The 24,127-nt window shown below is 70.3% G+C and carries 17 protein-coding genes and 1 pseudogene; 12 read left to right on the forward strand and 6 right to left on the reverse strand.

What is annotated here, in order from left to right; translation table 11 throughout:
- Positions 1-32 precede the first annotated feature (32 nt).
- Positions 33-1,385: a TIGR01777 family oxidoreductase gene (locus ACFWNN_RS02645; protein ID WP_382438069.1), complete on the forward strand. Its 1,353-nt coding sequence runs from the start codon at positions 33-35 to the stop codon at positions 1,383-1,385.
- Between the two features lie 26 nt (positions 1,386-1,411).
- Here the strand turns inward: ACFWNN_RS02645 and ACFWNN_RS02650 are convergent, their stop codons facing one another.
- Positions 1,412-3,349 carry a PASTA domain-containing protein gene (locus tag ACFWNN_RS02650; protein WP_382438070.1) on the reverse strand — a complete coding sequence of 646 codons (1,938 nt, stop codon included), beginning with the start codon at positions 3,347-3,349 and terminating at the stop codon, positions 1,412-1,414.
- A 494-nt stretch (positions 3,350-3,843) separates the two neighbouring features.
- Here ACFWNN_RS02650 and ACFWNN_RS02655 point away from each other — a divergent pair, with 494 nt between their 5' ends.
- From ACFWNN_RS02655 to ACFWNN_RS02680, 6 genes and pseudogenes are all read left to right on the forward strand, one after another.
- A complete protein-coding gene (locus ACFWNN_RS02655) occupies positions 3,844-4,386 on the forward strand; it encodes a hypothetical protein (protein WP_382438071.1) in 543 nt (180 codons plus the stop codon).
- 162 nt (positions 4,387-4,548) lie between these two features.
- Complete coding sequence (locus ACFWNN_RS02660) at positions 4,549-5,022, forward strand: hypothetical protein (RefSeq protein WP_382438072.1); 474 nt, start codon at positions 4,549-4,551, stop codon at positions 5,020-5,022.
- Positions 5,023-5,388: 366 nt separating this feature from the next.
- Complete coding sequence (locus ACFWNN_RS02665) at positions 5,389-6,909, forward strand: substrate-binding domain-containing protein (protein WP_382438399.1); 1,521 nt, start codon at positions 5,389-5,391, stop codon at positions 6,907-6,909.
- Positions 6,906-8,654, forward strand: coding sequence for a hypothetical protein (locus tag ACFWNN_RS02670; protein ID WP_382438073.1), 1,749 nt, complete (start codon positions 6,906-6,908; stop codon positions 8,652-8,654). The genes ACFWNN_RS02665 and ACFWNN_RS02670 overlap by 4 nt, the downstream gene beginning before the upstream one ends.
- A gap of 20 nt (positions 8,655-8,674) precedes the next feature.
- The gene (locus tag ACFWNN_RS02675) at positions 8,675-9,409 is read left to right on the forward strand and encodes a class I SAM-dependent methyltransferase (protein ID WP_382438074.1); all 735 of its coding nucleotides are present in this window, start codon (positions 8,675-8,677) and stop codon (positions 9,407-9,409) included.
- 50 nt (positions 9,410-9,459) lie between these two features.
- A pseudogene (locus ACFWNN_RS02680) lies at positions 9,460-11,418 on the forward strand (DUF3367 domain-containing protein); the annotation flags it as partial.
- A gap of 2,016 nt (positions 11,419-13,434) precedes the next feature.
- Here ACFWNN_RS02680 and ACFWNN_RS02685 read toward each other — a convergent pair.
- A complete protein-coding gene (locus ACFWNN_RS02685) occupies positions 13,435-14,640 on the reverse strand; it encodes a lipopolysaccharide biosynthesis protein (RefSeq protein WP_382438075.1) in 1,206 nt (401 codons plus the stop codon).
- Positions 14,641-14,733: 93 nt separating this feature from the next.
- Between ACFWNN_RS02685 and ACFWNN_RS02690 the strand changes: the two genes are divergently transcribed.
- The 3 genes from ACFWNN_RS02690 to ACFWNN_RS02700 are packed head-to-tail and all read left to right on the forward strand — an operon-like array spanning position 14,734 to position 17,310.
- A complete protein-coding gene (locus ACFWNN_RS02690; RefSeq protein WP_382438076.1) occupies positions 14,734-16,407 on the forward strand; it encodes a hypothetical protein in 1,674 nt (557 codons plus the stop codon).
- Between the two features lie 2 nt (positions 16,408-16,409).
- Positions 16,410-16,580: a DUF2613 family protein gene (locus ACFWNN_RS02695; RefSeq protein WP_382438077.1), complete on the forward strand. Its 171-nt coding sequence runs from the start codon at positions 16,410-16,412 to the stop codon at positions 16,578-16,580.
- 31 nt (positions 16,581-16,611) lie between these two features.
- Complete coding sequence (locus ACFWNN_RS02700; RefSeq protein ID WP_382438400.1) at positions 16,612-17,310, forward strand: methyltransferase domain-containing protein; 699 nt, start codon at positions 16,612-16,614, stop codon at positions 17,308-17,310.
- Here the strand turns inward: ACFWNN_RS02700 and ACFWNN_RS02705 are convergent.
- From ACFWNN_RS02705 to ACFWNN_RS02715, 3 genes are read right to left on the reverse strand one after another with little or no spacing between them, the layout of a single operon-like run.
- Positions 17,307-18,308: a DUF3068 domain-containing protein gene (locus ACFWNN_RS02705; RefSeq protein ID WP_382438078.1), complete on the reverse strand. Its 1,002-nt coding sequence runs from the start codon at positions 18,306-18,308 to the stop codon at positions 17,307-17,309. The two genes, ACFWNN_RS02700 and ACFWNN_RS02705, sit on opposite strands and share 4 nt — an antisense overlap.
- Positions 18,293-19,459 (reverse strand): glycosyltransferase family 4 protein, encoded by a 1,167-nt coding sequence (locus tag ACFWNN_RS02710; RefSeq protein WP_382438079.1) that lies wholly within the window; start codon positions 19,457-19,459, stop codon positions 18,293-18,295. Before ACFWNN_RS02710 ends, ACFWNN_RS02705 begins: the two co-directional genes overlap by 16 nt.
- Positions 19,460-20,215, reverse strand: a complete 756-nt coding sequence (locus ACFWNN_RS02715) for a glycosyltransferase (protein WP_382438080.1) — start codon at positions 20,213-20,215, stop codon at positions 19,460-19,462. It abuts the gene before it with no gap.
- Positions 20,216-20,911: 696 nt separating this feature from the next.
- Between ACFWNN_RS02715 and ACFWNN_RS02720 the strand changes: the two genes are divergently transcribed.
- Entirely contained in the window at positions 20,912-21,043 is a 132-nt protein-coding gene (locus tag ACFWNN_RS02720; RefSeq protein ID WP_382438081.1) for a hypothetical protein, read from the forward strand.
- 50 nt (positions 21,044-21,093) lie between these two features.
- On the opposite strand, the gene ACFWNN_RS02725 is transcribed toward ACFWNN_RS02720, so the two are convergent.
- Complete coding sequence (locus ACFWNN_RS02725) at positions 21,094-22,326, reverse strand: ROK family protein (RefSeq protein WP_382438082.1); 1,233 nt, start codon at positions 22,324-22,326, stop codon at positions 21,094-21,096.
- Positions 22,327-22,461: 135 nt separating this feature from the next.
- Here ACFWNN_RS02725 and ACFWNN_RS02730 point away from each other — a divergent pair, with 135 nt between their 5' ends.
- A complete protein-coding gene (locus ACFWNN_RS02730) occupies positions 22,462-24,126 on the forward strand; it encodes an ABC transporter substrate-binding protein (RefSeq protein WP_382438083.1) in 1,665 nt (554 codons plus the stop codon).
- Position 24,127: the final 1 nt, after the last annotated feature.

Here is a 24,127-nt window from a genome sequence, read left to right on the forward strand (position 1 = left end):
CGGGCGGGCCGGGAGGCCCTTAGCGTTGGCTCATGTCACTGGTCTACTCGAGCTTCGTGGACGCTCCGTTGGACGACGTGTTCGCCTGGCACGAGCGGCCTGGCGCGATCCACCGTCTGACGCCACCGTGGCAGCCGGTCAGCGTGGTGCGGGAAGCGGACACGCTGTCCGGCGGCCGTGCGCTGCTCGGGCTTCCCCTCGGTCTGCGCTGGGGAGCGCGGCACACGGAGTACCGCCCGCCGCACAGGTTCGTCGACGAACTCGACTCCGCTCCGCTCGACTGGGTGCTGAAGTGGAAGCACACCCACGAGTTCGCGGCAGAGGGTCAGGGCACCCGCATGACCGATCGGGTCGACACAGCGGTTCCCGGCGTGGTGCTCCGGTCGATGTTCGCCTACCGGCACCGCCAGCTCGCGGCGGACCTGGCGGCCCAGGAGGCGGCGAGGCAGGCCGGCGACCACCCGATGACGATCGCGATCACGGGCAGCTCGGGACTGGTCGGCACCGCGTTGAGCGCCTTTCTCGGCACAGCGGGACACCGCGTCGTCCGACTCGTTCGCCACGACCCGAAGACCGAGGACGAGCGACGCTGGGACCCGGACCGACCGGACGTCGCGATGCTGTCCGGAGTGGACGCTGTTATCCACCTCGCCGGTGCCTCCATCGCGGGCCGGTTCACGGACCAGCACAAGCGCGCGGTGAAGGAGACACGCGTCGGACCGACCCGCGAACTCGCCGAACTCGTCGCGGCCGCCGGCGTGCGCGTGTTCGTCACCGCGTCGGCGATCGGCTACTACGGACCCGATCGCGGAGACGAGGTGCTCACCGAGGACAGCGAACGCGGCGACGGGTTCCTGGCCGACGTCGTCACCGCCTGGGAGGAGGCGACGACTCCGGCACGCGACGCGGGCGTCCGAGTCGTGACCGTGCGGACCGGCCTGGTGCAGTCACCCCAGGGCGGCACGCTGAGGATCTTCCACCCGCTGTTCGCGGCGGGCCTCGGCGGCAAGCTCGGTGACGGCCAGATGTGGCAGGCGTGGATCGGCATCGACGACCTGGTCGACGTCTACCACCGCGCCCTCTACGACGAGACCCTGTCCGGCGCGGTCAACGCGGTGGCACCGCGCGCCGTGCGCAACAGCGAGTACGCGACCACGCTGGCGAAGGTGCTGGGACGGCCGGCGTTGCTGCCGGTGCCGGCCATCGGTCCGCGCCTGCTGCTCGGCGACGAGGGCGCCCGCGAACTCGCCGGAGCGAGCCAGCTCGTCCGCCCGGCGGTGCTGACCGAGGCCGGGCACGTGTTCCGCCATCCCGAGCTCGAACCTGCCCTGCGCCACCTGCTGGGTCGAACGCCACCGGAACGCCGCGGAGTCGAGACGTCCTGACCGCATCGGTTCGCCCAGGACGCGGGTCAGCCGCCCGCGATGGTGATGGCGCTTCCCGGCTGAACGCGCTGGGCCGGTTCGACGGACTGGGCGGCGCACGGCGCGTCGTCACCGTTCGGGGACACCGCGTTGACCTGGAGGCCGAGCGCTTGCAGCTGGGCTCGGGCGTCCCGGATCGACTTGCCCCGCACCTCCGGCATGGAGACGGCGTTCGACAGGACCACCGACGCGCTCTTCTGGTCCGGACCGAGCACGGTACCGGCGGGCGGGTCGGTGCGGACCACCCGGCCGCCGTCGACGGCGGCGGAGAACTCCGCCGGTGCCTCGACGGCCTCCAGCCCGTTGCGCTGGAGTTCGGCGAGGGCCTCGTCCTTGGTCATGTTGGTCAGGTTGGGCACGGGCTTCTTGGGTGCCGGGCCTTTGCTCAGCACCAGCGTCACCTGGTCGTCGATCCGCAGTTGCGTGCCCGGCCGCGGTTCCACGGCGACGAGCTTGCCGGGCGGCACGGTGTCGCTGAAGGCCTTCTTCGTCTCGTCCGCGACGGCCTTGAGCCCGCTCGCCTCGATCTCCTTCGTCGCCACGTCGACCTCGGCGCCGGCGGTGAGGAACGGGACGACCGGGCGTCCTCTCGACACGTAGACCGTGATCGAGGAGTTCTCGAGCAGCTCGGTTCCGGTGCTCGGCTCGGTGCGGAGCACGTTGCCGTTCGGCACGTCGTTGCTGGGTACGCGCACCACCTGGGCGCTCAGCGAAGCGTCGCGCACCTGCGCCAGCGCGCTCGTCTCCGTCTGCCCGCCGATCTCCGGCACGGCCGTCCGGCGCTCCGCGCCCAGCCACCACCACGACAGTCCGGCGACCACCGCCACCACCGCGACGACGCTGGTCCCGATGCCGACGCGACGCCTCGTGCGCCGGCGCCGCTGCTCCGCCGGGTCGATCTTCTCGGGTCGCGGTCTGGCCGGGCGCGCCTGCCGCGGACGCGAGGGCGCGCTCGGCGACCTCAGCCGCGCGGTCACCTCGGCCGTCGACGACGCTGCCGCACCGACGGCCACCGGAACCGGGCTCATGATCATCGTGCGATCCTCGTCCGGCGGTGTGCCGGGCAGCGGAACCGGCTGAGGCCGCAGCCCCAACTCGTGCCCGACGCGCTCCAGGTCCTCCAGAAACGCCGTCGCGTCCGCGTGACGCAGCGCCGGGTCGCGCTGGGTCGCCCGGAGCACGAGGTCGTTCAACGCGACCGGCAACACAGGATCCGCCGGGACCTCCGGCCGTTGCCACGGAGCAACGAGTGCGGGGCCTTCGCCGGAGGACAGGGTCTTACCCGTGAGCACCTCGTACAGCAGGCCGCCCGCCGAACACACGTCACCGCGTGCATCGGGGGTGCTGGGAACCGCCTGTCCCGGGGGCTGCCAGGCGACCGCGCCGGCGACGATGTCGCCGCCCATCGCGCGCAGCAGTCCGAACCTGGCCACCTTGACCTGACCGTCTTCGCCGATCAGCACGTTCTCCGGCCTGACGTCGCCGTGCACCAGACCAGCGCGGTGCGCCGCACCCAGCGCCGACAGCACGGGACCGAGCACGCTCAGTGCCACAGCGGGCGGCAAGCCACCGCGCTGGGCCAGGAGATCACGGAGGCTGCCACCCTCGACGAGCTCCATGACCAGGTAGACCTGATCACCCTCGACGCACTGGTCGTGGACCGCGACGACGGCCGGGTGCCGAAGGTGTGCGGCGGCGCGCGCCTCCCGCTCGAAACGGGCGAGGAACGCCGGCGCCGAGGAGACGGGCGAGTTCATGACCTCGACGGCGATCGCGCGGTCGAGACGGACGTCCCGGCCCCGGTACACCGTGGACATCGCACCACGCTCGAGCACAGCGTCCAGCCGATAGCGCCGTTCCAGCAGGAGACCAGACAGATCTGTCACGCTTTCAGGCACGGTCGCAGATGATAGCCGCAGGTACATCGGCGGATCATCGATTCGACCCCGGATGCTGCGCGATCACCGGATCAGTTCGATCAGAGTCCTTCCCCGCCGGTGGACCAGTAGGCCTTCGTGGTGATCGCCGATCGGGGCATCTTGTCGCCTGGGCGGTGCTGGTTCAGCACGAGCCACCGGCGCAGCGCAACGCCCGGCTCTGGTCCAGCGGACAGGACATCAAAGCCTGGCACCAGTTCCTGTGCCGCCAGGCCGGGAGTCCTGGTCGGCCAAGGGCTGAGGACGTTGATCCGGAAGACGTGCGCCTTCGAGCTGAGCGTCCAGCGCGGACACAGAGTCGATGGCGTTTCTGTGCAACAGGACAACGCAGGCCACAACCGCATTCATCTCTGCACCGATCAGCGGACCGGCCGACACTTTCGAATGGAACAGCTCCCCCATCACGGGCACGTTCAGTTCACCGCCACGACAGGCACAGCGCAGAACTGAGCAAGTCACTCGAATGATCGGGGATGATCACCATGAAGAGGATCGCCGGAATCCTGTTGGCACTGGCCTTCGGCGCACTGACACTGAGCTCGCCGGCGTCCGCCTCCGCCGACGCATCGCACGGCGGTCCCGCCGTCGAGGCCGCGAACGCCTGCGGCACCTGGGGTTGCTACCTCGCCGGCACATCGTTCGCCGGCTTCTACCACGTGCCTGGCGCGACGCCGCTGTGCTCGGCCAGCGCGGTGGGTGCGGGCACCGTGTCGTGCGGTTACAACCAGTCCTACACGGTGACCGCCGGGGCCAGCGCGAACATCGACATCACGCTGATCAAGGACCAGCTCGCAGCGAACTTCGGGCTCAACGGCAGCCTGGCGAAGACCATCACCATCACCAACGGCTGTTCTCACAACTTCGGCGCGGCCGGCGGAAGGCTCTGGGGAGTGCCGGAGTACTCGAAGTCGACCTATTCGATCCACCGCCGGGACCTCGGTGGCGGCAGCGGCAACGACCCGCGGATCGGCGACGGCTGGATCGGTGTGCCGAACGGCATGAAGTGCTACTTCGTGACGAACTGACGCCCTCAGTCCTGCGGAGACCACGAACGGCACTTCTGCCGAGGCAACCTCGCGGCGGCAGTTCGAGCTACCGGGTCCTCACCGGCAAGGGCTGACAGCTCGGCGAGTCTAGCGCCACGTCGCACCACCGCGATGACGTTTCGCGGAGCCACAACCGTTTTCTTGGCTGCGAAAGATCTCGAACAAGATCAAGAATCGAACAGGATCGGAAAAACGATGAAGATCAAGCATCTTGCGGCCGCACTCGCGGCCGCAGCTGTGTGCGTGACCGTGCCCGGGACCGCTTTCGCGGACCAAACGTGCAAAACCGGGATCCTGGAGTCCTCGAGCGACTCCTTCGCCTTCAAGTCGATCACCGGCTACTTCGGCCAGGGCTACGTCGCGGTCTCGTTTCAGAATCCCTCGGGCCCGGTCCCGGTGACCGTGTCGATCGTGGACGAGAGCGGCGGGGGCAATCGCACACCGAACCAGACCCCGTCCGAGACGGCGATCGGCATGGGCAGCTCCTACACGTTCGGCTACTGGGGAGGGCTGAACGGAGGAGGAACTCGCAAGTACGACTTCCGGGTGCGCGTCGGCAGCCCGCTCGTCAACGGCATCAAGGTGCCCTACCAGGTGATCAGCAACCGCTGCTGACAACGTCCGGTGCTGCGGGCGGCGGGAGACTCCCCTCCACCGCCCGCAGCACAGGGCTCAGCCCGTCGGGAATCCCACCAAAAGTTCGGAGGGCCCACCGACGCGCCGTCCCGTCACCGCGGCAACCAGTTCGGAATTCGTCAAAGTGGCCACAGTCAGCTCCCTCGGTCAAAACAGAGACCCAGCTGCCAAAGGCAGCCCCGGCCATCAGTCGATGACCTGACGATCACATCGACGGAGAAGTCGTGACTGGTCTCTGGAAGATCACGGTCCAGGACCTGGAGGTCGAGACCGTCTACGCTGGCTCGACCTGTCAGCGGCGACGAGGGGTTGGGGCCTGTGGCTCGGCGTTCGGACTCACCGGTGGTGATCTTGAGCATCCTGCTCGTGCTGTCACTCGCCGGATGGTTCGGCTTCGACTACCTGCACGAACGGCTCTCCTCCTCGAGCTGTGACACGGTCACCACGCTCAGCGTCGTGGCCGCGCCGGGCATCGCCTCGGCCGTGGCGCGCGTGTCGGAACAGGGCGGTGCCGCGTGCTACCGGGTCGAGGTGACGGCGCGGGGTTCCGCTGAGGCCGTCGAGTCGCTCGAGCAGGCCAAACCGGATGTGTGGATCCCGGAGTCGTCCCAGTGGTTGCTGCGCGCCCAGCGGCGGGGTGCGTGGGACATTCCTGTCGCGGGCCCGTCGATCGCGTCCTCGCCCATGGTGCTGGGGCTGACCGAGACGGCCGCGCGGCGGTTCGGCTGGCCGGAGAAAACGCCCACGTGGGCTCAGGTGTTCAGCGGCGAGCCGGCGATCGGGCTTGTCGACCCGGCCGTCGACCCGGCGGGGCTGTCGGCGTTGATCGCCACTGGTGAGTTGACCGCATCCGCTCCGGACCCGGCCGGGTCCTATGCGCTGACGTTGCGCAAGCTCACCAAGCACACCGTTCAGAAGCCCGCCGAGTTGTTCGATCCCGCTCGGCCGCTGGACGGTGTGGTGACGCCGGAGTCGGACTTGGGGAAGCACGGGCTGGTCGGGGTGTACGCCGATCCCGCCGTGCCTTCGCTGGACTACCCGTACGTCGTTCTGCCGGGGTCTGATCAGGGCAAACGTGATGTGGCGCAACAGTTCCTGAGTCGGTTGCTCGACCAGGGCTCTGCCGGGCGGTTCGCCGAGGTGGGGCTTCGCGGGCCCGACGGGCGGGCTCTCGGGGGTTCCAGCGCCGCGGTGGTGCGGCCGGTCGCGCCTCCTGCCGATCCCGACCAGCTGCTCAACCAGTGGGCGGCGGTCAACCGCAGTGCGCGGATGCAGGTGTTGCTGGACGTGTCCGGGTCGATGGCCCAGGTGGTTCCCGCGGCTGCTGCCGACCGGATGACGCTCACCATCCGGGCCGCCGAGTTGGGCATCAGGCTGTTCAAGCCGACCTCGAAGATCGGTCTGTGGCGGTTCTCCACGAACCTCGACGGCGACAAGGACTACAAGGAGCTCCTGCCGGTGCGGCCGGTGGGTGAGCTGCTGGCCGCCGGCTCGCTGGACGAGCTCCGCAAGGTCAGGGCGATCCCCAACGGCGCCACCGGGCTGTACGACTCGGTGCTGGCCGCCTACACCTCGGCCCGGGAGAACTGGGAGCCTGGCCGGATCAACCTGGTGGTGGTGCTCACCGACGGCAAGAACGAGGACCCCCGAGGGATCAGCCGGGAACAGTTGCTCGCCCAGCTGGCCGAGTTGCAGGACCCGAAACGGCCGCTGCAGATCATCGGCATCGGCATCGGGCCGGACATCGACCCGGTCGAGCTGCGGGAGATCTCGCGGGCGACCGGCGGCGACGCGTACACCACCGAGGACCCGACGAAGATCGTCGACGTGTTCTACGCAGCGATGGGCAGGTTGCTGGAGACGTGACCACCACTGACGTGACCACCACCGAACCGCGGCAGATCGTCCTGGCCTGGCCCCGGCCGATCACCCTGGCTGCGGTCGCGATCGGCGTCATCCCGTTCGTGCTCCACGCCTGGATGGCGTTCAACGGCTACTTCGGGCACGACGACTTCGTGATCCTGCACCGGGCGGCGGCCAACGGGCCGTTCGACCTCGGCTACCTCTTCCAGGACTACAGCGGCCACCTGGCGCCCGGCATGTTCCTGCTGGCGTGGTTCATCACGGCGGTCGCGCCGCTGAGCCACGTGGTCGCCGTGCTCCCCCTGCTCGCGATGCTCGCGGTGGCGTCCGTGCTGTTCTGGCGGGTGCTGACGCGGTGCTTCGGGCCGCGCTGGACACTGCTGGTGCCGTTCGCGGTGTACGCGTTCTCGCCCCTGATCCTCTACCCCACGCTGTGGTGGGCCTACGGCGTGCAGCTCTTCCCGTTGCTGCTGACCATGTTCGGCGCGATCCACGCGCACCTGACCTACCTGCGCACCCGCGCCACGAAGCAGGTCGTCATCACCCTGCTGTGGACCGTCGCCGGGCTGGCCTTCTACGAGAAGGCGGCGCTGTTCGTCGCGGTGCTGTTCGGGATCACGGTGCTGCTGGGGGAAAAGGTGCCCTGGCGGGTGTGGCTGGCGCACGGCGCCGTCGTCGCCGGGTTCGCCGTCCTGTTCGTCGCCCTGACCGCCAGCCGGGTCAAGAACGACCTGCCGTCCGCGGACTTCATCGCGCAGTTCGTCGGCAACGCGGTGCTGAACACCTTCCTGCCGGGCCTGTTCGGCGGCCCGTGGACCGGTCCCGCGCCCGGCGCGACCATCTCGACGTCGCCGCTGTGGCTGCGCCTGGCCGTGGCCGCGCTGGCCGTGCTGGTGCTCGTCGGCGCTCTGCTCAGGGCACCCCGGCGCGCGGGGGCCGCGTGGCTGATGCTGGCCGGGTACCTCGCGGTCGACCTGGGGCTGGTGATCGTGACCAGGCTGCCCGAGATCGGGCCGCTGATCGGCAACGACCCCCGGTACGTCGCCGACGCGGTGCCGATCGCCGTGCTCTGCGCGGCGTTCGCGTTCCTCGATCCGGGCGAGCGCACCGGCGGCCTGAAACGGCCGGTCGTGCTCGGCCTGGTGACGCTGCTCGGGATCAGCGCCACGTTCAGCTTCCTGTGGCTCGCACCTGGCCTGCGGTTCGCCAAGTCGGAGCAGTACGTCAGCACCGCGCGTGCCGCGCTGGCGGCGAACCCGTCGATCGCGCTCTACGACACGCAGGTCCCGGACGACGTCATGTCGGTGTGGTTCGTCTACGACGGCCTGGCGTCCAGGGTGGTCGGGCTGCTCCCCCAGCGGCCGAAGTTCGACCAGCCAGCGGAGGAGATGTTCCTGCTGGACGACAACGGATCGCCGCGGAAGATCACCGGCGTCAAGGATCCGGTCGTCGGCAGGAAGGGTCCGGTGGCCGACTGCGGCTACGCGGTCGGCGGCCAGGTCGTGACGATTCCGCTGAGCGGCCGGGTGGAAGGACGCCGGCTGCTGCGGATGGAGTACTACACCTCCGGTGCGGGCCCGGTGCGGCTCGCGCTGGGAACGGTCGTCCAGGAGGTGAACGTGGCCGAGGGCCTGCACGTGCTGTACGTCGCCGTGAACGGCGGCTCGGACCGGCTGGAGATCAACCGCGGCACCGAAGTGGACCCGATGTGCGTCGTGGACGTCCGGATCGGTTCCCCTACGACGTGACCGGACCTACACTCCGCCGAATGACCTTCGACCAGGTGCGCCGCGACTGGACCCGGCTCGGCGAAGCGGATCCGCTGTGGGCGGTGCACGTGGCGCCGGACAAGCGCGGCGGCCGGTGGGAGGTCGACCAGTTCCTCGAGCTGGGGCGGCAGGACGTGGCGATCGCCCGTGAGTGGCTCGCCCGGCTCGACCTGCCGGTGACCTGGCGGCGGGTGCTGGACTTCGGCTGCGGGGCCGGGCGGCTGTCGCAGGCGCTGGCCGAGCACGCCGACGAGGTCGTCGGCGTGGACGTCTCGCCGCCGATGCTCGCCACCGCCGAGAAGCTGGACCGCAGCGGCGGGAAGTGCCGGTTCGTCCACAACGACACGCCGGATCTGCACCGGTTCCCCGACGGCGACTTCGACCTGGTCTACACCGAACTGGTGTTGCAGCACCTGCCGCGCACGGCGATCGAGGGCTACCTGGCGGAGTTCATGCGCGTGCTGCGTCCTGGTGGCGTGGCGGTTTTGCAGTGCACGACGAGTCCGTTGTGGACGCTCAGGGGCGTGCTCTGGCGGTTCGCGCCCTACCGGCTGGTGGCCTGGGGGCAGCGCGTCGTGCTGCGCTACCCGGCGCCGATGCGGATGACCGCGGTGGCGCCGGAGCGGCTCCGCGCGGTGGTGGCCGAGCACGGCGGTGAGGTGGTGGACAGCGTGTCCGAGGACATCCCCGTCAGCCACTGGCGGTCCACGAGATACGTCGTCCGCAAGAGGTGACGCGCGTCAGGATGGCCGTGGGCTTGTACCGCAACCCCACGGCGTGGGTCATGCTGGGTCTCACGCTGCTGTCGTTCCTGCAACGCCCCGGCCGCACGACCTTCGACACCAAGCTCGACCTCGTGGTCGACCCGCTGGCGTTCCTCGGCCGCGCGCTGCACCTGTGGAACCCCGCGGCCAGCGGTGGCGAACTGCAGAACCAGGCGTACGGCTACCTGTTCCCGATGGGGCCTTACTTCGCGGTGTGCCAGGTACTCGGGCTGCCGCCGTGGATCTCCCAACGCCTGTGGTGCGCCCTGCTGCTGTGCGGCGCGTTCGGCGGTGTCCTCGCCGTCGCGCGGGCGCTGGGGATCGGCACCGCCCCGGCGCAGTACCTGGGGGCCGTCGCGTACGCGCTGGCGCCGCGGATGCTCACCGAGATCGGCCCGCTGTCGGCGGAGATGGTCGCCGCCGTGATGCTGCCGTGGATCCTGCTGCCCCTGATCAAGGCCGACCGGATCTCCTCGCCACGGCGGGCGGCCGGCCTGTCCGGGCTGGCGACCCTCGGCGTCGGCGGGATGAACGGCGCGCTGGTGCTCACGGTCCTGCTGCTGCCCGGTCTGTGGCTGCTGACCCGGCAGTGGACCGCGCGGCACGTCCGGCTCGTGCTCTGGTGGTTCGCGGCCGTGGTGGCGGCCGTGCTGTGGTGGTTCCTGCCGCTGGTGCTGCTCGGCGAGTACAGCCTGCCGTTCGTCGACTACGTCGAGTCGGCCGCCAACACCACGGCGCCGACGTCGTTGTTCCAGGTCCTGCGCGGCACCAACCAGTGGGTGGCCTACGTCGTGCAGGGCAGCCCGTGGTGGCCCTCGGGTTTCATGCTGGTCGACAACCCGGTCCTGATGCTGGCCACCGGGCTCCTCGCGGCGGCCGGCCTCGCCGGGCTGGTCCGCCGCGGACTGCCGGAGCGGCGCTTCCTGACGCTCGGCGTCGTCGCGGGCGTCGCCGTGATGACCATCGGCTACGTCGGGGCGCTCGACAGCCCGCTGTCCCACACCGTGCGCGCCCTGCTGGACGGTCCGCTGGCCCCGCTGCGCAACGTGCACAAGTTCGAGCCCGGCCTGCGGCTGCCGTTGATGCTCGCGTTCATGCACGCGGTGTCCCGCGTCCGCGTCCCGGCCGCCGCGGCCACCGCGGTCGCGGGCAAGGTCCGGCTCGCCGTCGGCGTCCTGCTGGTGGCCGTGATGGCCCTGCCCGCGTGGACGCTCACGTTGCGGCCGGGGCCGGGGTGGCAGGAGATCCCGGACTACTGGCGTTCCGCGATGACGTGGCTGGCCGACAACGACCCGCACGCCCGCACCCTCCTGCTGCCCGGCACCGGGTTCGGCGAGTACACCTGGGGCAGGACGGTCGACGAACCCGCCCAGGCGCTGGCCCGGTCGCCCTGGGCGCTGCGCAGCCAGATCCCGCTGGGCTCGGAGGGCAACACCCGGCTGATGGACGCGGTCGAGGACGCGCTCGCCGACGGGCGCGGCGCACCGGGGCTGGCCGACTTCCTCGCTCGGTCCGGGCACAGGTTCCTGTTGGTGCGCAACGACATCGACCGGGTCGCCACCGGTGCGCCGCCGGTCGCGATGATGCGGGACGCGCTGGCCCGCTCCGCCGGGATCGAACGCGTGATGACGTTCGGCCCGGTGGTCAAGCCGGGTGACCAGGCGGTCGTCAACTCGATCGACCTCGACGCCGCGCCCGCGCCCGCGGTGGAGATCTACGAGGTGAAGCGGTCGGTGCCGCGCGCGGTCGCGGTGAACGCCGAGGACCTCGCGACGGTGAGCGGTGGGCCGGAGTCCCTGTTGCCGCTGCTCGACTCGGGAGTGCTGCGGGGAGATCGCCCTGCCGTGCTGGCCGGTGACGGCGGCGCGCCCGAGAGCCGGGACTGGCTCGTCACCGACGGGCTGCGCCACCGGGAGCGCAACGTCGGGCGGGTGCGCGACAACCTGAGCCAGACGCTCGCCGCCGACGAGCAGCCGAGGCTGGACCGGCCGGTGTCCGACATCCTGCCGTTCCCCGGTCAGGAGCACCTGACGGTCGCGGCCTACCGCGGGATCCGCGGCGTCACCGCGTCGAGCTCGGCCGGGTTCGCGGACGCCGTCCGCGCGTCCGACCCGTCGTCCATGCCGTTCGCCGCGATCGACGGAGATCCGTACAGCGCCTGGCAGTCCTCCACCTTCGCCGGACCGGCCGGGCAGTGGCTCGAAGTCGGCCTGGACACGCCGCGGGTCGTCGACCAGGTGACGCTGCGGATGGTCGACGACATCCGGGTCGGCTGGCCGGTCACCCGGATCAGGATCACCACCGACTCGGGCTTCCGCGACCACGAGGTCGCCAGGGGCAGCGCGGAGCAGGTGTTCGCGGTGTCGCCGGGCCTCACGAGCAGGGTCCGGATCACCGTGCTGTCGGTGGCGGCGGAGCTGACCAACGGCTCCGTCGGCATCGCCGAACTGTCGGTGCCCGGAGTGACCGCCCACCGGGCGCTGCGGGTGCCCACCGACGTCCTACCCGGCCCCGGACAGCGGACGACCTTCGCCTTCAGCCGCGGTCCTCAGCCGCGCTACGCCTGCACCGGCACCGACGGCGACCAGCGGTGCGACGTGGGACTGGCCCGCAGCGGCGAGGAACCCGACGGGATCCACCGGCTCTTCCGCACCCGCGACGACGCCAACTACCGTCTCGAAGGGACGGTCCTGCCCACCGTCGGCGGCACCCTCCCCGTCACCGCACCGGGGTTGACCGTCTCCAGCACGACCCAGTTGGCCGGTGACCCCGGCGCGGCGCCGCTGGCCGCAGTCGACGTGAACCCCGCCACGACGTGGATCGCCGACTACACCGACGAGGAACCCACGCTGCGCCTGGCCTGGCCCGCCGCCCGCGACGTGAAGGGCCTGCGGCTGACCACGTCGGCGCTGTCCGGCGCGTCCCGGCCGACCGAGGTGCAGATCACCACCCCGGAGCTGAGCCGGACCGTGCCGGTGTTCTCCGACGGCGCGGTCGAGTTCGCCGCGACCACCGACCGGCTGGACATCACGATCAAGAAGAGCGAAGGGGTGCCCGGCCGCGTGCCGGGACCGGTGGGCATCAGCGACGTGGAGATCGGCGGTGCGCCCGATCTGGTGCGGCCGATCCCGCTGGACACCCCGTTCACCGTGCCGTGCGGCTCCGGCCCGGCCGTCACCATCGACGGAACCGCCTACGCCACCACGGTCTCCGGCTCGCTGCGGGACGTGTTCCAGCACCGTCCGCTGCCGCTGGGCACCTGCCGGGACCTGGTCGAAGGCGTCGATCTCGGAGGCCGGGAGCACGAGGTGAGCACGGCTCGATCGGCCTCCTTCGTGGTGCAGGACCTCACCCTGCGGCCCAGCACCGCGACCGCCACCGAGCCGGCGCCGGGTCGCCGCGCGATCGACTTCGAGCGGTGGGACGCCGCACACCGTGAACTGCGGGTCGCCGCCGGGCAAGCCGCGGTCCTCAGCGTCCCGGAGAACGCCAACGACGGCTGGGTGGCCAAGGTGGACGGCAAGCCGCTCCCCCGCACCAGGATCGACGGGTGGCAGCAGGCCTGGGTGCTGCCGGCCGGTGGCGTGACGACCGTGGTGCTGGACTTCGAGCCCGACACCACCTACCGGCAACGGCTTCTGGTCGGCGCCGTCGCCGCGGCGCTCCTGCTGGCGGCCACGCTGTGGCCGGTGCGCAGACGGGTCCGGATCACCACGTCCCCGGCAGGAAAGCGGTGGGTGCCGGCGGTGCTGGTGGTGCTGCTCGCGGCCGTCGGCGGGATCCTGCCGGTCGTCCTGCTGATCGCGAGCCTGCTCGTCCGCGCCGTGGCCCAGCGGTTCACCGCGCGGTTCAACGTCACGGCCCTGATCGTCGTCGCCGGGATGGCGACCGCCACCGGGATCGCGGTCGTCGGACGCCTGCAAGGACACGGACAGAACTGGGCTTACGGAACAGCCACGCAGGCCGCGATCCTCGTCGCCCTGGCCGCGGCGGTGTCACCGTGCCTTGCGTGGTTCGACCCGGGACCGGAACTCGATCAGGGCTCCGAAGCAGACGAGCAGGGCGGTGGCGGTGACGGCCCCGGCGACGACCTGGGCCGGCGAACCGTGCCACCAGCCGAGCACGAGCACGACCTCGAACCCGACCGCCGGCCAGGTCAGTGACGCGGACCGGCGGTCGGCGCCCGCGATCCTGGAGTACAACAGGATCTGCACGAGCGACAGCAGTGATCCGACCAGGGCGAACGGCCACACCGGAAGACTGCTCGCCGCGTAGGCCGACCCGCCGACGAGCGACACCACCGTGCTCCCGAACACCGCGCACCCCAGCACCACCACCGCGTCCACGGCGGCGCAGACGCCCAGCGCGATCGGCACGATCCGGCGGCGGGCCTTCTCGTCGGCCAGCTTGGGCAGGACGACGACGGCGATCGCGTACGGCAGCCAGTACGCGATCTTGGTGATCACCGAGCCCACCGCGTACTCCCCCGCCTCGTGGGCGGGAAGGCTGTGCCGGGCCAGCACCAGGTCCACGTTCACCAGCAGCACCAGCGCCAGCAACGCCTGCACGGTGTGCAGCACGTCGCGCACGTGCCCCGCGGTGCGCGGGCCGGGCACCGGTCTGCCGCAGATCAGCCAGCCTGCGAAGGCGACGACGACGGACCCCGCGACCGTCCCGGCGAACGCCCCGGCGGGCGTGCGGAACACGAGCAGGCCGAGCAGCGTGCCGCCGACCCGCCCGACCCCCTCGGTCGCGATCAGGCGGGCCATCGACCGGAACCGCTGCGTCCCCTGCAGGATTCCGTGGCACAGGCCGACGAGCGTGATCGGCGCGAGCGAGCAGGCGAGCAGCAGCACCGCCCACGGCCCCGGCAGGTGCAGCAACGCCATCAGCACGGGCGAGACGGCCAGCGCGGTGACCAGGACGGCGGCGCTGGTCATCAGACCGAGCGTCACCAGCGGCCCGCGATCCTGTTCGGGCGCCCGCGCCACCCGCAGGGCGACCACGGTCTGCAGGCCCATCGCCGGCACCGCACCGATCGCCAGGAGCGCCAGCAGCGAGCCCATCTCCCCGAAGACCGGCGGCGCGAGCAGCCGCGCGGCGATCACCGTGAGCAGGTAGCTGGCGACGTTGCTGCCGCCGAAGGCCACCGCGATCGCGATCGCGTCGACGCGGGTCCTGGCCGGAAGTGTGTCCGCCACTGACTTCGTCCCCTAAGTTACCGAAGGGTAATGGTCGGGGAACTATAGTCCCGCAGTCCAGGTTCCGGGACGGCGACGAGAAGAGCGGGTGCGATGCGGCTGGTTCTGCCCGCGGTGTCCGCCGTGCTGGCCCTGCTCGTGCTCACCCCGTTGCTCGGCCGCGGTTTCGTCCTGAACTACGACATGGTGTTCGCGCCGGACCAGTCGCTCCTGCCCGACGGCCTCGGTCTCGGCTCGGCGCTGCCCAGGTCGGTCCCGGCGGACGCGGTGATGGCGTTCGCGACCGCTCTGCTGCCGGGCGACGTCGTGCAGAAGATCGTGCTCCTGGCGGCCTTGTTCGCCGGTCCGCTCGGCGCGGGCAGGCTCGTGCCCACGAACTCGGTGGCGATCCGGGTCGTCGCCGCGGTCTGGTACGGGTGGAGCGCGTACGCGGCCGAGCGACTCTTCATGGGCCATTGGCCGTACCTGGTCGCGTACGCCTGCCTGCCGTGGATCGCGGCGGCAGGGCTCGCGGTCCGCCGAGGAGAACCCAAGGCGCTCCCGAAGCTGATCCTGGCCTGCGCTCCCGCGGTCCTCACCCCGACCGGCGGAATCATCGCCGCGGTGCTCGCGGTCGTGTGCTCGGGCCGTCGCGCACTCGCGGTCACCGTGCCGGTCACGGTCCTGCTGAACCTGCCGTGGCTGCTGCCTTCCGTGCTGCACCCCGGCGGCTCACTGTCCAGTCCGGACGGTGCCGGAGCGTTCGCCGCCAGAGCCGAGAGCTGGGCGTCTCCGGTCACCAGCGTGCTCGGCCTCGGTGGGATCTGGAACGCCGAGGTCGTGCCGGGCAGCCGGGAGATGCCGCTGCTGCCGGTGATCACCCTGCTGTCGGTCGCCGTGGCCCTGGTGGGGCTGCGTTCGCTCGCGCCGCGGTGGGGCCTGGCGCCCGCGCGTTCGTTCGTCGTCCTCGGCGCGATCGGCGTCGCGATCGCGGTGTTCGGCACGCTGCCGGGCGGTGGTGACGTGCTGGCGTGGGCGGTGTCCCACGTGCCCGGCGCGGGTCTGCTGCGGGACTCGCAGAAGTGGGCCGCATGGTGGGCGCTCCCGCTCTCGCTCGGGTTCGCCCTCGGAGTGGAGGCGGCGGGAAAGTACCTGACCGGCAGAACCGCGCTCGTGACACTGGCGGCGCTGCTCCCGCTCATCACGATGCCCGACTTCGCCTGGGCGGGGTGGGGCCGTCTGGAGGTCGTGGACTACCCGGCCGACTGGAGTGCCGTGCGCACCGTGCTGGCGGAAGACGACGGAGCGGGCGACGTGCTGGCTCTGCCGATGTCCGCGTTCCGGCGGTTCTCCTGGAACGGCGACCGGACGCAACTCGATCCGGCGCCCCGGTTCCTGTCGAGGACCGTCGTCATCGACGACGTCGTGCACGTCGGCGGCAGACCGGTGTCCGGAGAGGACGGCAGGGTCGCGACGATTCGCCGGGCGATGGCCCGCAACGACGGTCTCGGCGCGTTCGGGATCGGCTGGGTGCTGGTGGAGCACGGGACCCCCGGCTCGGTCGACCCCGCTGTGCTCAGGGGTCTGCGGGAGGTGTGGTCCGGGCCGTGGCTGACCCTCTACCGGGTGCCGGGGGTGATCGCGCCGCCACCGGCCGGAGCGCCGCGATTGCCTGTTGTCGCAGGAGATCTCGGTGCGTTGGCGGTTGTCGCGTCCGGCCTATTGTGGCTGCTGTTACCAGCCGGTAGATTCAGCCGACCCAACCTCTCGCGGACAGCCGAGGAGTAAGCGTGCGGACATTGATCGGTGTCGTCATCGCGGCCGTCGCCGGGCTCGCGTTCGCCGGTGGCGGAACGTTCGTCCTGGTCAACTCTCTCGCGCCGGACAAGGCCGTCCAGCTCGAGAACGCCCCGGCTCCCAACAACTCCAACCCCGACACCGTCAACTACGGCACGCCGTAAGGTGCCGAGCCAGGCGACGCTGGACCGGTCGATCCGCCTGTTCAAGGCGTTCCGCAACGAGCAGACCGACCGGGACACGTTCTACCGGTTGCTGGCCGAGGACTCCGCGCGGCAGGTCGCCGAGTTCACCTCCCTCGCCGGCCGGAGTGTTCTCGACGTCGGTGGCGGCCCCGGGTACTTCGCCGACGCGTTCCGCGCGGCCGGCGCCTACTACGTCGGCCTGGATCCCGATGTCGGCGAACTGTCGGCGCGCGGCGAGTACGCCGAAGGGATGATTCGGGCCAGTGGCACGCGACTGCCCATCCGAACGTCCTCAGTGGACATCTGCTACTCGTCGAACGTGCTGGAGCACGTGGACGAGCCGCGCACGATGCTCGACGAGATGGTGCGCGTGACGAAGCCCGGCGGGACGGTGTTCCTGTCGTTCACGCCGTGGTACTCCCCCTGGGGCGGCCACGAAACCTCGCCGTGGCACTACCTCGGCGGCCACCACGCCCGCCGCCGGTTCCGCGAGAACCACGGCCAGGAGCCCAAGAACCGTTACGGGGAAAGCCTTTTCGCGGTGTCCGTCGGCTCGGCGCTGCGCTGGGCGCGGAACCACCCGGAGGCGAGCCTGGAACGCGCACTTCCCAGGTACCACCCGTGGTGGGCTACCTGGGTCGTGCGCGTTCCGGTGCTGCGCGAGGTCGTGTCCTGGAACCTCGTGCTGGTCCTGCGGAAGAAGCCCTAGGCGGTGCGGCGGCGGCCGGCGAGCAACAGGACGATGCCGACGGCCAGCAGGACGCCACCCGCGATCCACAGGATCACCGGAAGGCCGGTGAGCAGCCACAGCTTGGACGTGTTCTCCTCGGCCACCCGCACGTTGTTGTCGACCGTCTGCTTGTTGAGCTCCAACGTTCCGTCGAACACCGCGGTGCCCCGACCCGCGTTCTGGTCCGGTGTGCGCAGCTCCTGCTTCACCGACTGACGCACCTTGATGAGCGCGCCGGTGACCGGCTCGACCCACAGCGTCTTCTCGGCCTGGTAGTACAACTTGACCGAGACGGACGGTTCGGTCATGCCGAGCAGCGATCCGGGCACCTCCCGGTCGTCGACGTCGGTGGCCGGCACGGACTGCTTGAACCGGTACACCGGCAGGCCCTGCAGCGTCTCCTCACCGTCGAACCTGGCGTCCACCGGCTTGCCCACCCCGCTGTCGTACCAGGGGTAGGTCCGCTTCTCGGTCTGGAAGGGGAACTTGAAGTTCAGGCCGGGGAACTGAGCCTGGCCGCGCGTGCCGGGGATCTTCGTGTCCTTGCCGTTCTCCGACTTCTCCTTCTGGAGGTACTGCGTGGTGCAGGGCGCGACGGCCTCCGCGGTGAACCGGTCCAGGCACAGCTCACGCACGCTCCCGCTGAGCGTCAGGCTGTCCTCGTCCTCCGTGATCTGGCTGGCCTCGTTCCACACGGTCACGCCGCTGTCGGCCTGGACCTCGGGCGCCCGCAGGTTGCCGGAGACGTACGTGCTCGACGTCAGGCTGAGGTTGCGGCGGATCTCGGGCTTTGCCGGGCCTCCGTCCTGTGGCACGTAGACGAGTGCGGTGACGCCGCTGCCCTGGGCCACCGCGGTCGTCTTGGGGTTGTGCGGGATCTTTGCGAGGGCCGGATAGGCGTAGAACCGCAGCAACAGCCCGGTCGCGATCCCGAACACGCCGAGTCCGAGCAGGACGAAGGTCAGGACGCGTCGCAAAGGTCCTCCTCAGGAACTGGGCCGCCGACGCGGCCTGTGGTTGAACTGTCGAGCAGGCTGGACACCACGGCGACGAACATCCGTCCGCTGGTGGCCCAGTCGAAACCGGCGGCCCAGGCCCGGCACGCGTCGGCCACGGCCGAGGCGTCGTCGGGGCGGGCCAGCAGCGTGAGAGCGTCGTGGATCGCGGCGCCGACGTCCTCGTCGTCCTGCACCAGCCAGCCGGTCTCCTCGTGCCGCACGGAGTCGCGCAACCCGTCGACCTCGCGGCAGACGGTCGGGACGCCGTGCGCGGCCGCCTCGATCACGGCCAGTCCCCAGCCCTCGCCGTCCGACAGGGTGACGTTGAGCCAGGATTCCCGCAGCAGAGCGCTTTTCGTCGAGTCGTCGACGAACCCGTGCACCACGACGGAGTCCGGGAACGGTGCCGCGGCCTCGCGCACCGCGGCCTCGTCCGGTCCACGGCCGATGACGTGCAGGCGCAGACCGGGCCAGCGGCCGCGCAGCGTGCCGACGATCTCGATCAGCCGGTCGACCCGCTTGTGCGTGACGAGCCTGCCCAGGCACACCAGCGAGGGGTGCGGGGACCGTGTGCCGTCCGCGGACGGCGGGTGGTCCGTGCCGTTGGGCACCACGAAGATCCGGCCGCGCCAGGCGAGGCGCTCACGCATCGCGCGCACGGTGGACCGCGACACGGCGACCGTCACCGCGTGGCGGTAGACCTTGTGCGCGGCAGGACCTTCGAGCCAGCGGCCGATCCGGGCCAGCCACGGCGGGAAGTGCACGGCGAACTGGGCGTCGTGCACGTGGTGCATCACCAGCACGACCTTCGTCCACCTGGCGACCACCAGGGGACTGAAGAAGGGGATCCCGTTCTGGCAGTCGATCACCAGGTCGATGCGGCTTCGGTTGCGCAGCAACCACAACAGCGCCCAGAAGTACACCGTCCACCGGCCGCCGCGACGCACGGTCGACTCGTCGCCGCCGCTCTGCCCCTCCCCCTTGGCCGTGAGGAAGGTGACCTGCGCCCCGGCGGCGGTCATCGCGTCCGCCATGCGCGCGGCGTACTCCTCGGCGCCACCGGCGTGCGGATGCCCGCGGTCGCGCCAGTTCACCACTACCACCCGCGCACCGTTGAGCGGTGGCCTCACTCAGGCCACCTCCGCGACGGCGGGCATGACCGAGGCGACGACGGGCGTCTTCTCCGCGCCGAGGATCGACCGGATCCTGGCGAGCGCGGCGAAACTGCGGTAGCCGTCCCGCATCGGGCGGAACGTGGACCCCGGCACGTCCCTCCAGCTCACCGGCAGTTCGACGATCATCGCGCCGATCCGTTGCGCCCTGGCGAGCAGTTCGACGTCGAACGCCCATCCCGGTGTGCGCAGCGGCCAGAAGATCGTGTCGGCGGTGTGCCGGTCGAAGAACTTGTAGCCGCACTGGGTGTCGCCGACGCCGGGCACGATCGTGCCGGCCGCGTACCGAAAGGCCCACGCGCCCGCCTGCCGGACCTGGGTGTGCCTCGCACGCACGATCGAGTTCGGGTGCGACCGCGATCCGACGACCACGTTCACACCAGTGCGCAGGAACCGGAGCGTCGGCGCCAGCGCCGCCATGTCGGTCGCCAGATCGGCATCGCAGAAGCCGACGTAACGGCTGTCGGTCCGCAGCACGCCGGTCCGCACCGCCGCGCCCTTCCCCGGCTGGTCACAGCGGATCAGCCGCACCGGGATCGATCCGTGCCGGTGCTCGCGGGCAATCTCGCCACTGCGGTCGGTGCTGCTGTTGTCGACCACGACGATCTCGCACGGCTCACGGGTGGCCGCGAGCGCCGCCTTGAGCGCGGACAACGTCGCCGACAGCCGCGACTCCTCATTGCGCACAGGCACGACAATCGAAAGCAGTGTCATGTCTTCGCCGTTTTTCCGGGTGCACAGAACCCAGCACGGTGTCGCAAGAGTCCTCCCATGATGTGACGCAGGTCTCAGGACGGCGAAAGTTACCCAACGGTAGTTCCCTGGAAATAAAATGGAAGTGTGATATGTGTCACATGCCCTGCTGAAGTGGCTGAGACCTTCGAACTTTGTACCGTTCAGCGCCAAGAATTGAGCTGTACGGGCTAATCAGATACCGGTGACCAGATGGAGATCCCCCGGCGAACAAAGATCCCGCGAAGAACTGCCGCGCATCCGGCGTTAGATTCGTCGATTGACGAAACACACAGCTCAGAGCATCTGAATTGATCTACCGTCATGTGAAGCAGCACGCCCGGACGCTCCTGGCGCCACAAGTCCACGCACTTGACGGCGCCGTCCCAGGCGTCAGTTGCATATCGGTTCAGGCAGGATCCCGACCGCTAGCACAAAGAAAGCAGCCGACCGATTCAAATAGTTAATGGATACGGTTCGTTCCGTAATAAAAGCAAATGAACCCCGCCGGCACGATCAACGTGTCCGTACACAGGTGAGCGAGCGCCGGTACGCCGAGACGGCCAGGCCTGCTCGGCCCTGTCTTTCAGCCGCCGGGCGAGGGTGAAACCGGGATGGTCGCCCTTGTCTCAGCACCTCGGCCGAGGCGAACGAAGGGTGTCTGTCCGTTCCCGGCCCGTGCCGCGACCTCGCCCGCGCCACCCGAGCTGCTGCACGGACGCGCTGACCGAGATGGGACGCAAGCGCGACGGAGTGCCGGCCGACCGAGCTGAACGCGCGAAGACGCTCGGCTGGAACACGGGCGCGTGAGCTGCCGGCCGGCGCCCCGGGCTAATCGCTGATCATCTGAGACGTGGTGCTCACCGGGCGAACTGCTGGAACACCGGCGGCTCCTCCGCCGCGAGGTCGTCCGGCAGACGCAGGCCCTGCCTGCGCGGCACCAGTTCCGACTGCAGCACTATCGCCGCCGCGCCGATCGCGGACGCCGACGCGGCCGCGGGCGAGAGCCGCACCGAGATCGGGTGCACGTCGCGGGCGATGAACGCCGTGTCGAGCTCGGCCCGCAGCACGGGGAGGTACACCGAACCGGCGATCGCGAAGCTCGGCCCGGTGAGGACCAGCACCTCGAGGTCCAGCAGGTTGGCCAGCGTGCGCGTGGCGGCGGCGACGTACCGGGCGGACCGCTCCAGCAGTGCCACCGCGCGCGCGTCTCCCTGCCGGGCCGCCCTGCCGATGGCCGCGAAGTCCGCCGAGACGGGAGTGCTCGCCTTGCTCCGGCCGCCGGCCAGGCCCGCCGCGCGCGCCAGGGCACGGTCGGCGCGCGCCTGCTCCACCACCGCGGCGGGACCGGCCAGCACCTCCAGGCACCCCCGTCCACCGCACGGGCACCGGGGGCCGTCGACGTCGAGGCACGCGTGGCCGATCTCACCGATGTGTCCGCTCGGGCCTCGGTAGGTCGTGCCGCCGAGCACGACGCCCGCGCCGATGCCGCTGCCCATGTACAGCGCGGCGAACGTCGAGGTCGCGCCGACTCCTCCGGACCAGTGCTCCCCGATGGCGGCGGCCGTCGCGTCGTGGTCGAGCAGCACCGGCAGGCCGGTGGCCCGCTCCAGTGATCGTCCGACGTCGTGCAGGGCCGACGGCCGCGCGGACACGAGGCCCAGTCCGAGGATTCGATCGCGTTCGACGCCGACGCTGTCGACGACCGCGTCGACCTCGCGCGCCACCCTGCCGACCACGGCGTCGAGGTCGTCGCCGATGGCGCCGGCCCGCGAGATCCTGGCGACGACCGCGCCGCCGAGGTTGGTCAGCACGTAGGTGATCCGCGCGTCGTCGAGGTGGACGCCGACGGCGTAGCGGGCGAAGTGGTTGAGCTGCAACATGACCCGGCGTTTGCCGCCAGTCGACTCGGCGTGCCCGGTCTCGGCGACCAGTCCCTCGTCGATCAGGCCCCGCACCACCGTGGAGATCGTGCCGCCGGTCAGCCCGGTGGCGTTGACCAGGCCGACCCGGCTGATCATCCCCGCCGCGCGGATCAGGTCGAGCACGGCCGCCCTCGTGCTGGCGTGGGTCACGCGAGCCGGTCCGCTCACCGCACTCCTTCGTCGAACGACGAACCTGCCTGTCGACCGGCTCGGGATCAGTAAAGCATCCGGAATCGTTGACTTTCTTTGTTTAGTAACTGAAGAATCTCCGCCACGCTCGACCAGCCACGAGGAGGACCAGCGATGTTCCTGCACAAGAGGCTCTGCGCGTTAGGTTTCGCGGTGGTCGTCGGGGCCACCGCGGCCTGCTCCGGCTCCGGTGGTGGCGGCCAGTCCCGCGACACGCTCGTCGTCTACACCGGACAGGCCGGCGACTACCAGCTCAACTTCAACCCCTACGCCCCGACCCAGATCGAGGGTCCCGGCACGATCTACGAACCGTTGTTCTTCTTCAACATCGCCAAGGACTCGCCGCCCAAGCCGTTGCTGGGCACGGCCTTCGAGTGGAACGCCGGCGGCACCGAGCTCTCGATCACGCTCAGGAACGACGTGACCTGGTCCGACGGCGAGAAGTTCACCGCCGAGGACGTGAAGTTCACCCTCGACATGGTCGCCAAGACTCCTGCCATGAACCGGACGGGGTTCAAGGGCACGACCACCGTTGCCGACGACACCCACGTCACCGTGAAGTTCGCCGAACCGTCCTACATGGACGGACCCCAGGTGCTGGGGCAGCTCTGGATGGTGCCGGAGCACATCTGGAAGAACTACGCCAAGCCCGAGACCGAGGTGAACCCGACCCCGGTCGGCACCGGCCCGTTCCAGCTCGGCGACTTCAAGGCGCAGTCGTTCACCCTCAGGGCGAACCCGAAGTACTGGGGCGGCGAGCCCGCGCTCAAGCAGGTCCGCTACCTGTCCCTGTCCGGCAACCAGGCGGGCGTCGACGTGCTCAAGGCCGGATCGGTCGACTGGCAGACCGGCCCCATCCCGGACATCAAGGACGTCGAGAAGAACTACCCCGGCTACAAGGTCATCACCCTGCCGCTCAACCAGGTCGCGCTGTTCACCTGTTCCAACGCGCAACTCAGCTGCCAGGGCGCGCAGACCGACCCGGCGGTGCGCACGGCGATCTACCACGGCATGAACCGCACGCAGATCAACTCGCTGGCGTTCCAGAACACCGCGAGCGAGATGTCGCCCGGCTACACCCTCCAGCCCCGCGACGCCTCCCTGATCTCCGGCAAGCTCACCGACCGCATGGCGCCGATGAACGCCGACGCCGCCAAGGCGGAGCAGATCCTCACCTCGGCCGGCTACGCCAAGGGCGCTGACGGCATCTACGCCAAGGACGGCAAGCCGCTGGCCCTGACGGTGAAGGTCGTCGCCGGCTGGACCGACTACATCACCACGCTGGAGACGATGAGCCAGCAACTGCTGAAGATCGGCATCAAGATCACGCCGCAGCAGCTGTCCTGGAACGAGTGGGCCGACGCACGCGGACGCGGCCAGTTCGAGCTGCTCATCGACTCGGTCGAGCAGGGCCCGGCCCCCGACCCGTACTACACCTACAGCTACTTCTTCTCGACCGCGACGACGGCGCCCGTCGGCCAGGCGGCCAGCCCGAACTACTCCCGCTTCAGCAACCCGGCCGTGGACGCGGCCCTGGCGGAGCTGAAGAAGACCGACCGGGGCGACTCCTCGCGGCAGCCGCACTACGACGTGATCCAGGCGGAGCTGGAGAAGTCGATGCCGTACATCCCGGTGCTGACCGGCGGCGTGCCCACCGAGTACAACGACAAGGCCTTCACCGGCTGGCCCAGCAAGGACGACCTGTACGCCTTCCCCGCCGTGTGGAAGAGGCCCGACGCGTCGCAGGTGTACCTGAAGCTCAAGCCGGCCGGCAGCTGAC

It is taken from the genome of Lentzea sp. NPDC058450 (assembly GCF_042721395.1).
Taxonomy (GTDB): Bacteria; Actinomycetota; Actinomycetes; order Mycobacteriales; family Pseudonocardiaceae; genus Lentzea.

Bases quoted from the DNA above. Each gene is read 5' to 3' on its own strand.
- ACFWNN_RS02645 (WP_382438069.1), top strand. From the start codon at position 33: ATGTCACTGGTCTACTCGAGCTTCGTGGACGCTCCGTTGGACGACGTG.
- ACFWNN_RS02650 (WP_382438070.1), bottom strand. From the start codon at position 3,349: ATGTACCTGCGGCTATCATCTGCGACCGTGCCTGAAAGCGTGACAGAT.
- ACFWNN_RS02655 (WP_382438071.1), top strand. From the start codon at position 3,844: ATGAAGAGGATCGCCGGAATCCTGTTGGCACTGGCCTTCGGCGCACTG.
- ACFWNN_RS02675 (WP_382438074.1), top strand. From the start codon at position 8,675: ATGACCTTCGACCAGGTGCGCCGCGACTGGACCCGGCTCGGCGAAGCG.
- ACFWNN_RS02690 (WP_382438076.1), top strand. From the start codon at position 14,734: ATGCGGCTGGTTCTGCCCGCGGTGTCCGCCGTGCTGGCCCTGCTCGTG.
- ACFWNN_RS02715 (WP_382438080.1), bottom strand. From the start codon at position 20,215: ATGACACTGCTTTCGATTGTCGTGCCTGTGCGCAATGAGGAGTCGCGG.
- ACFWNN_RS02730 (WP_382438083.1), top strand. From the start codon at position 22,462: ATGTTCCTGCACAAGAGGCTCTGCGCGTTAGGTTTCGCGGTGGTCGTC.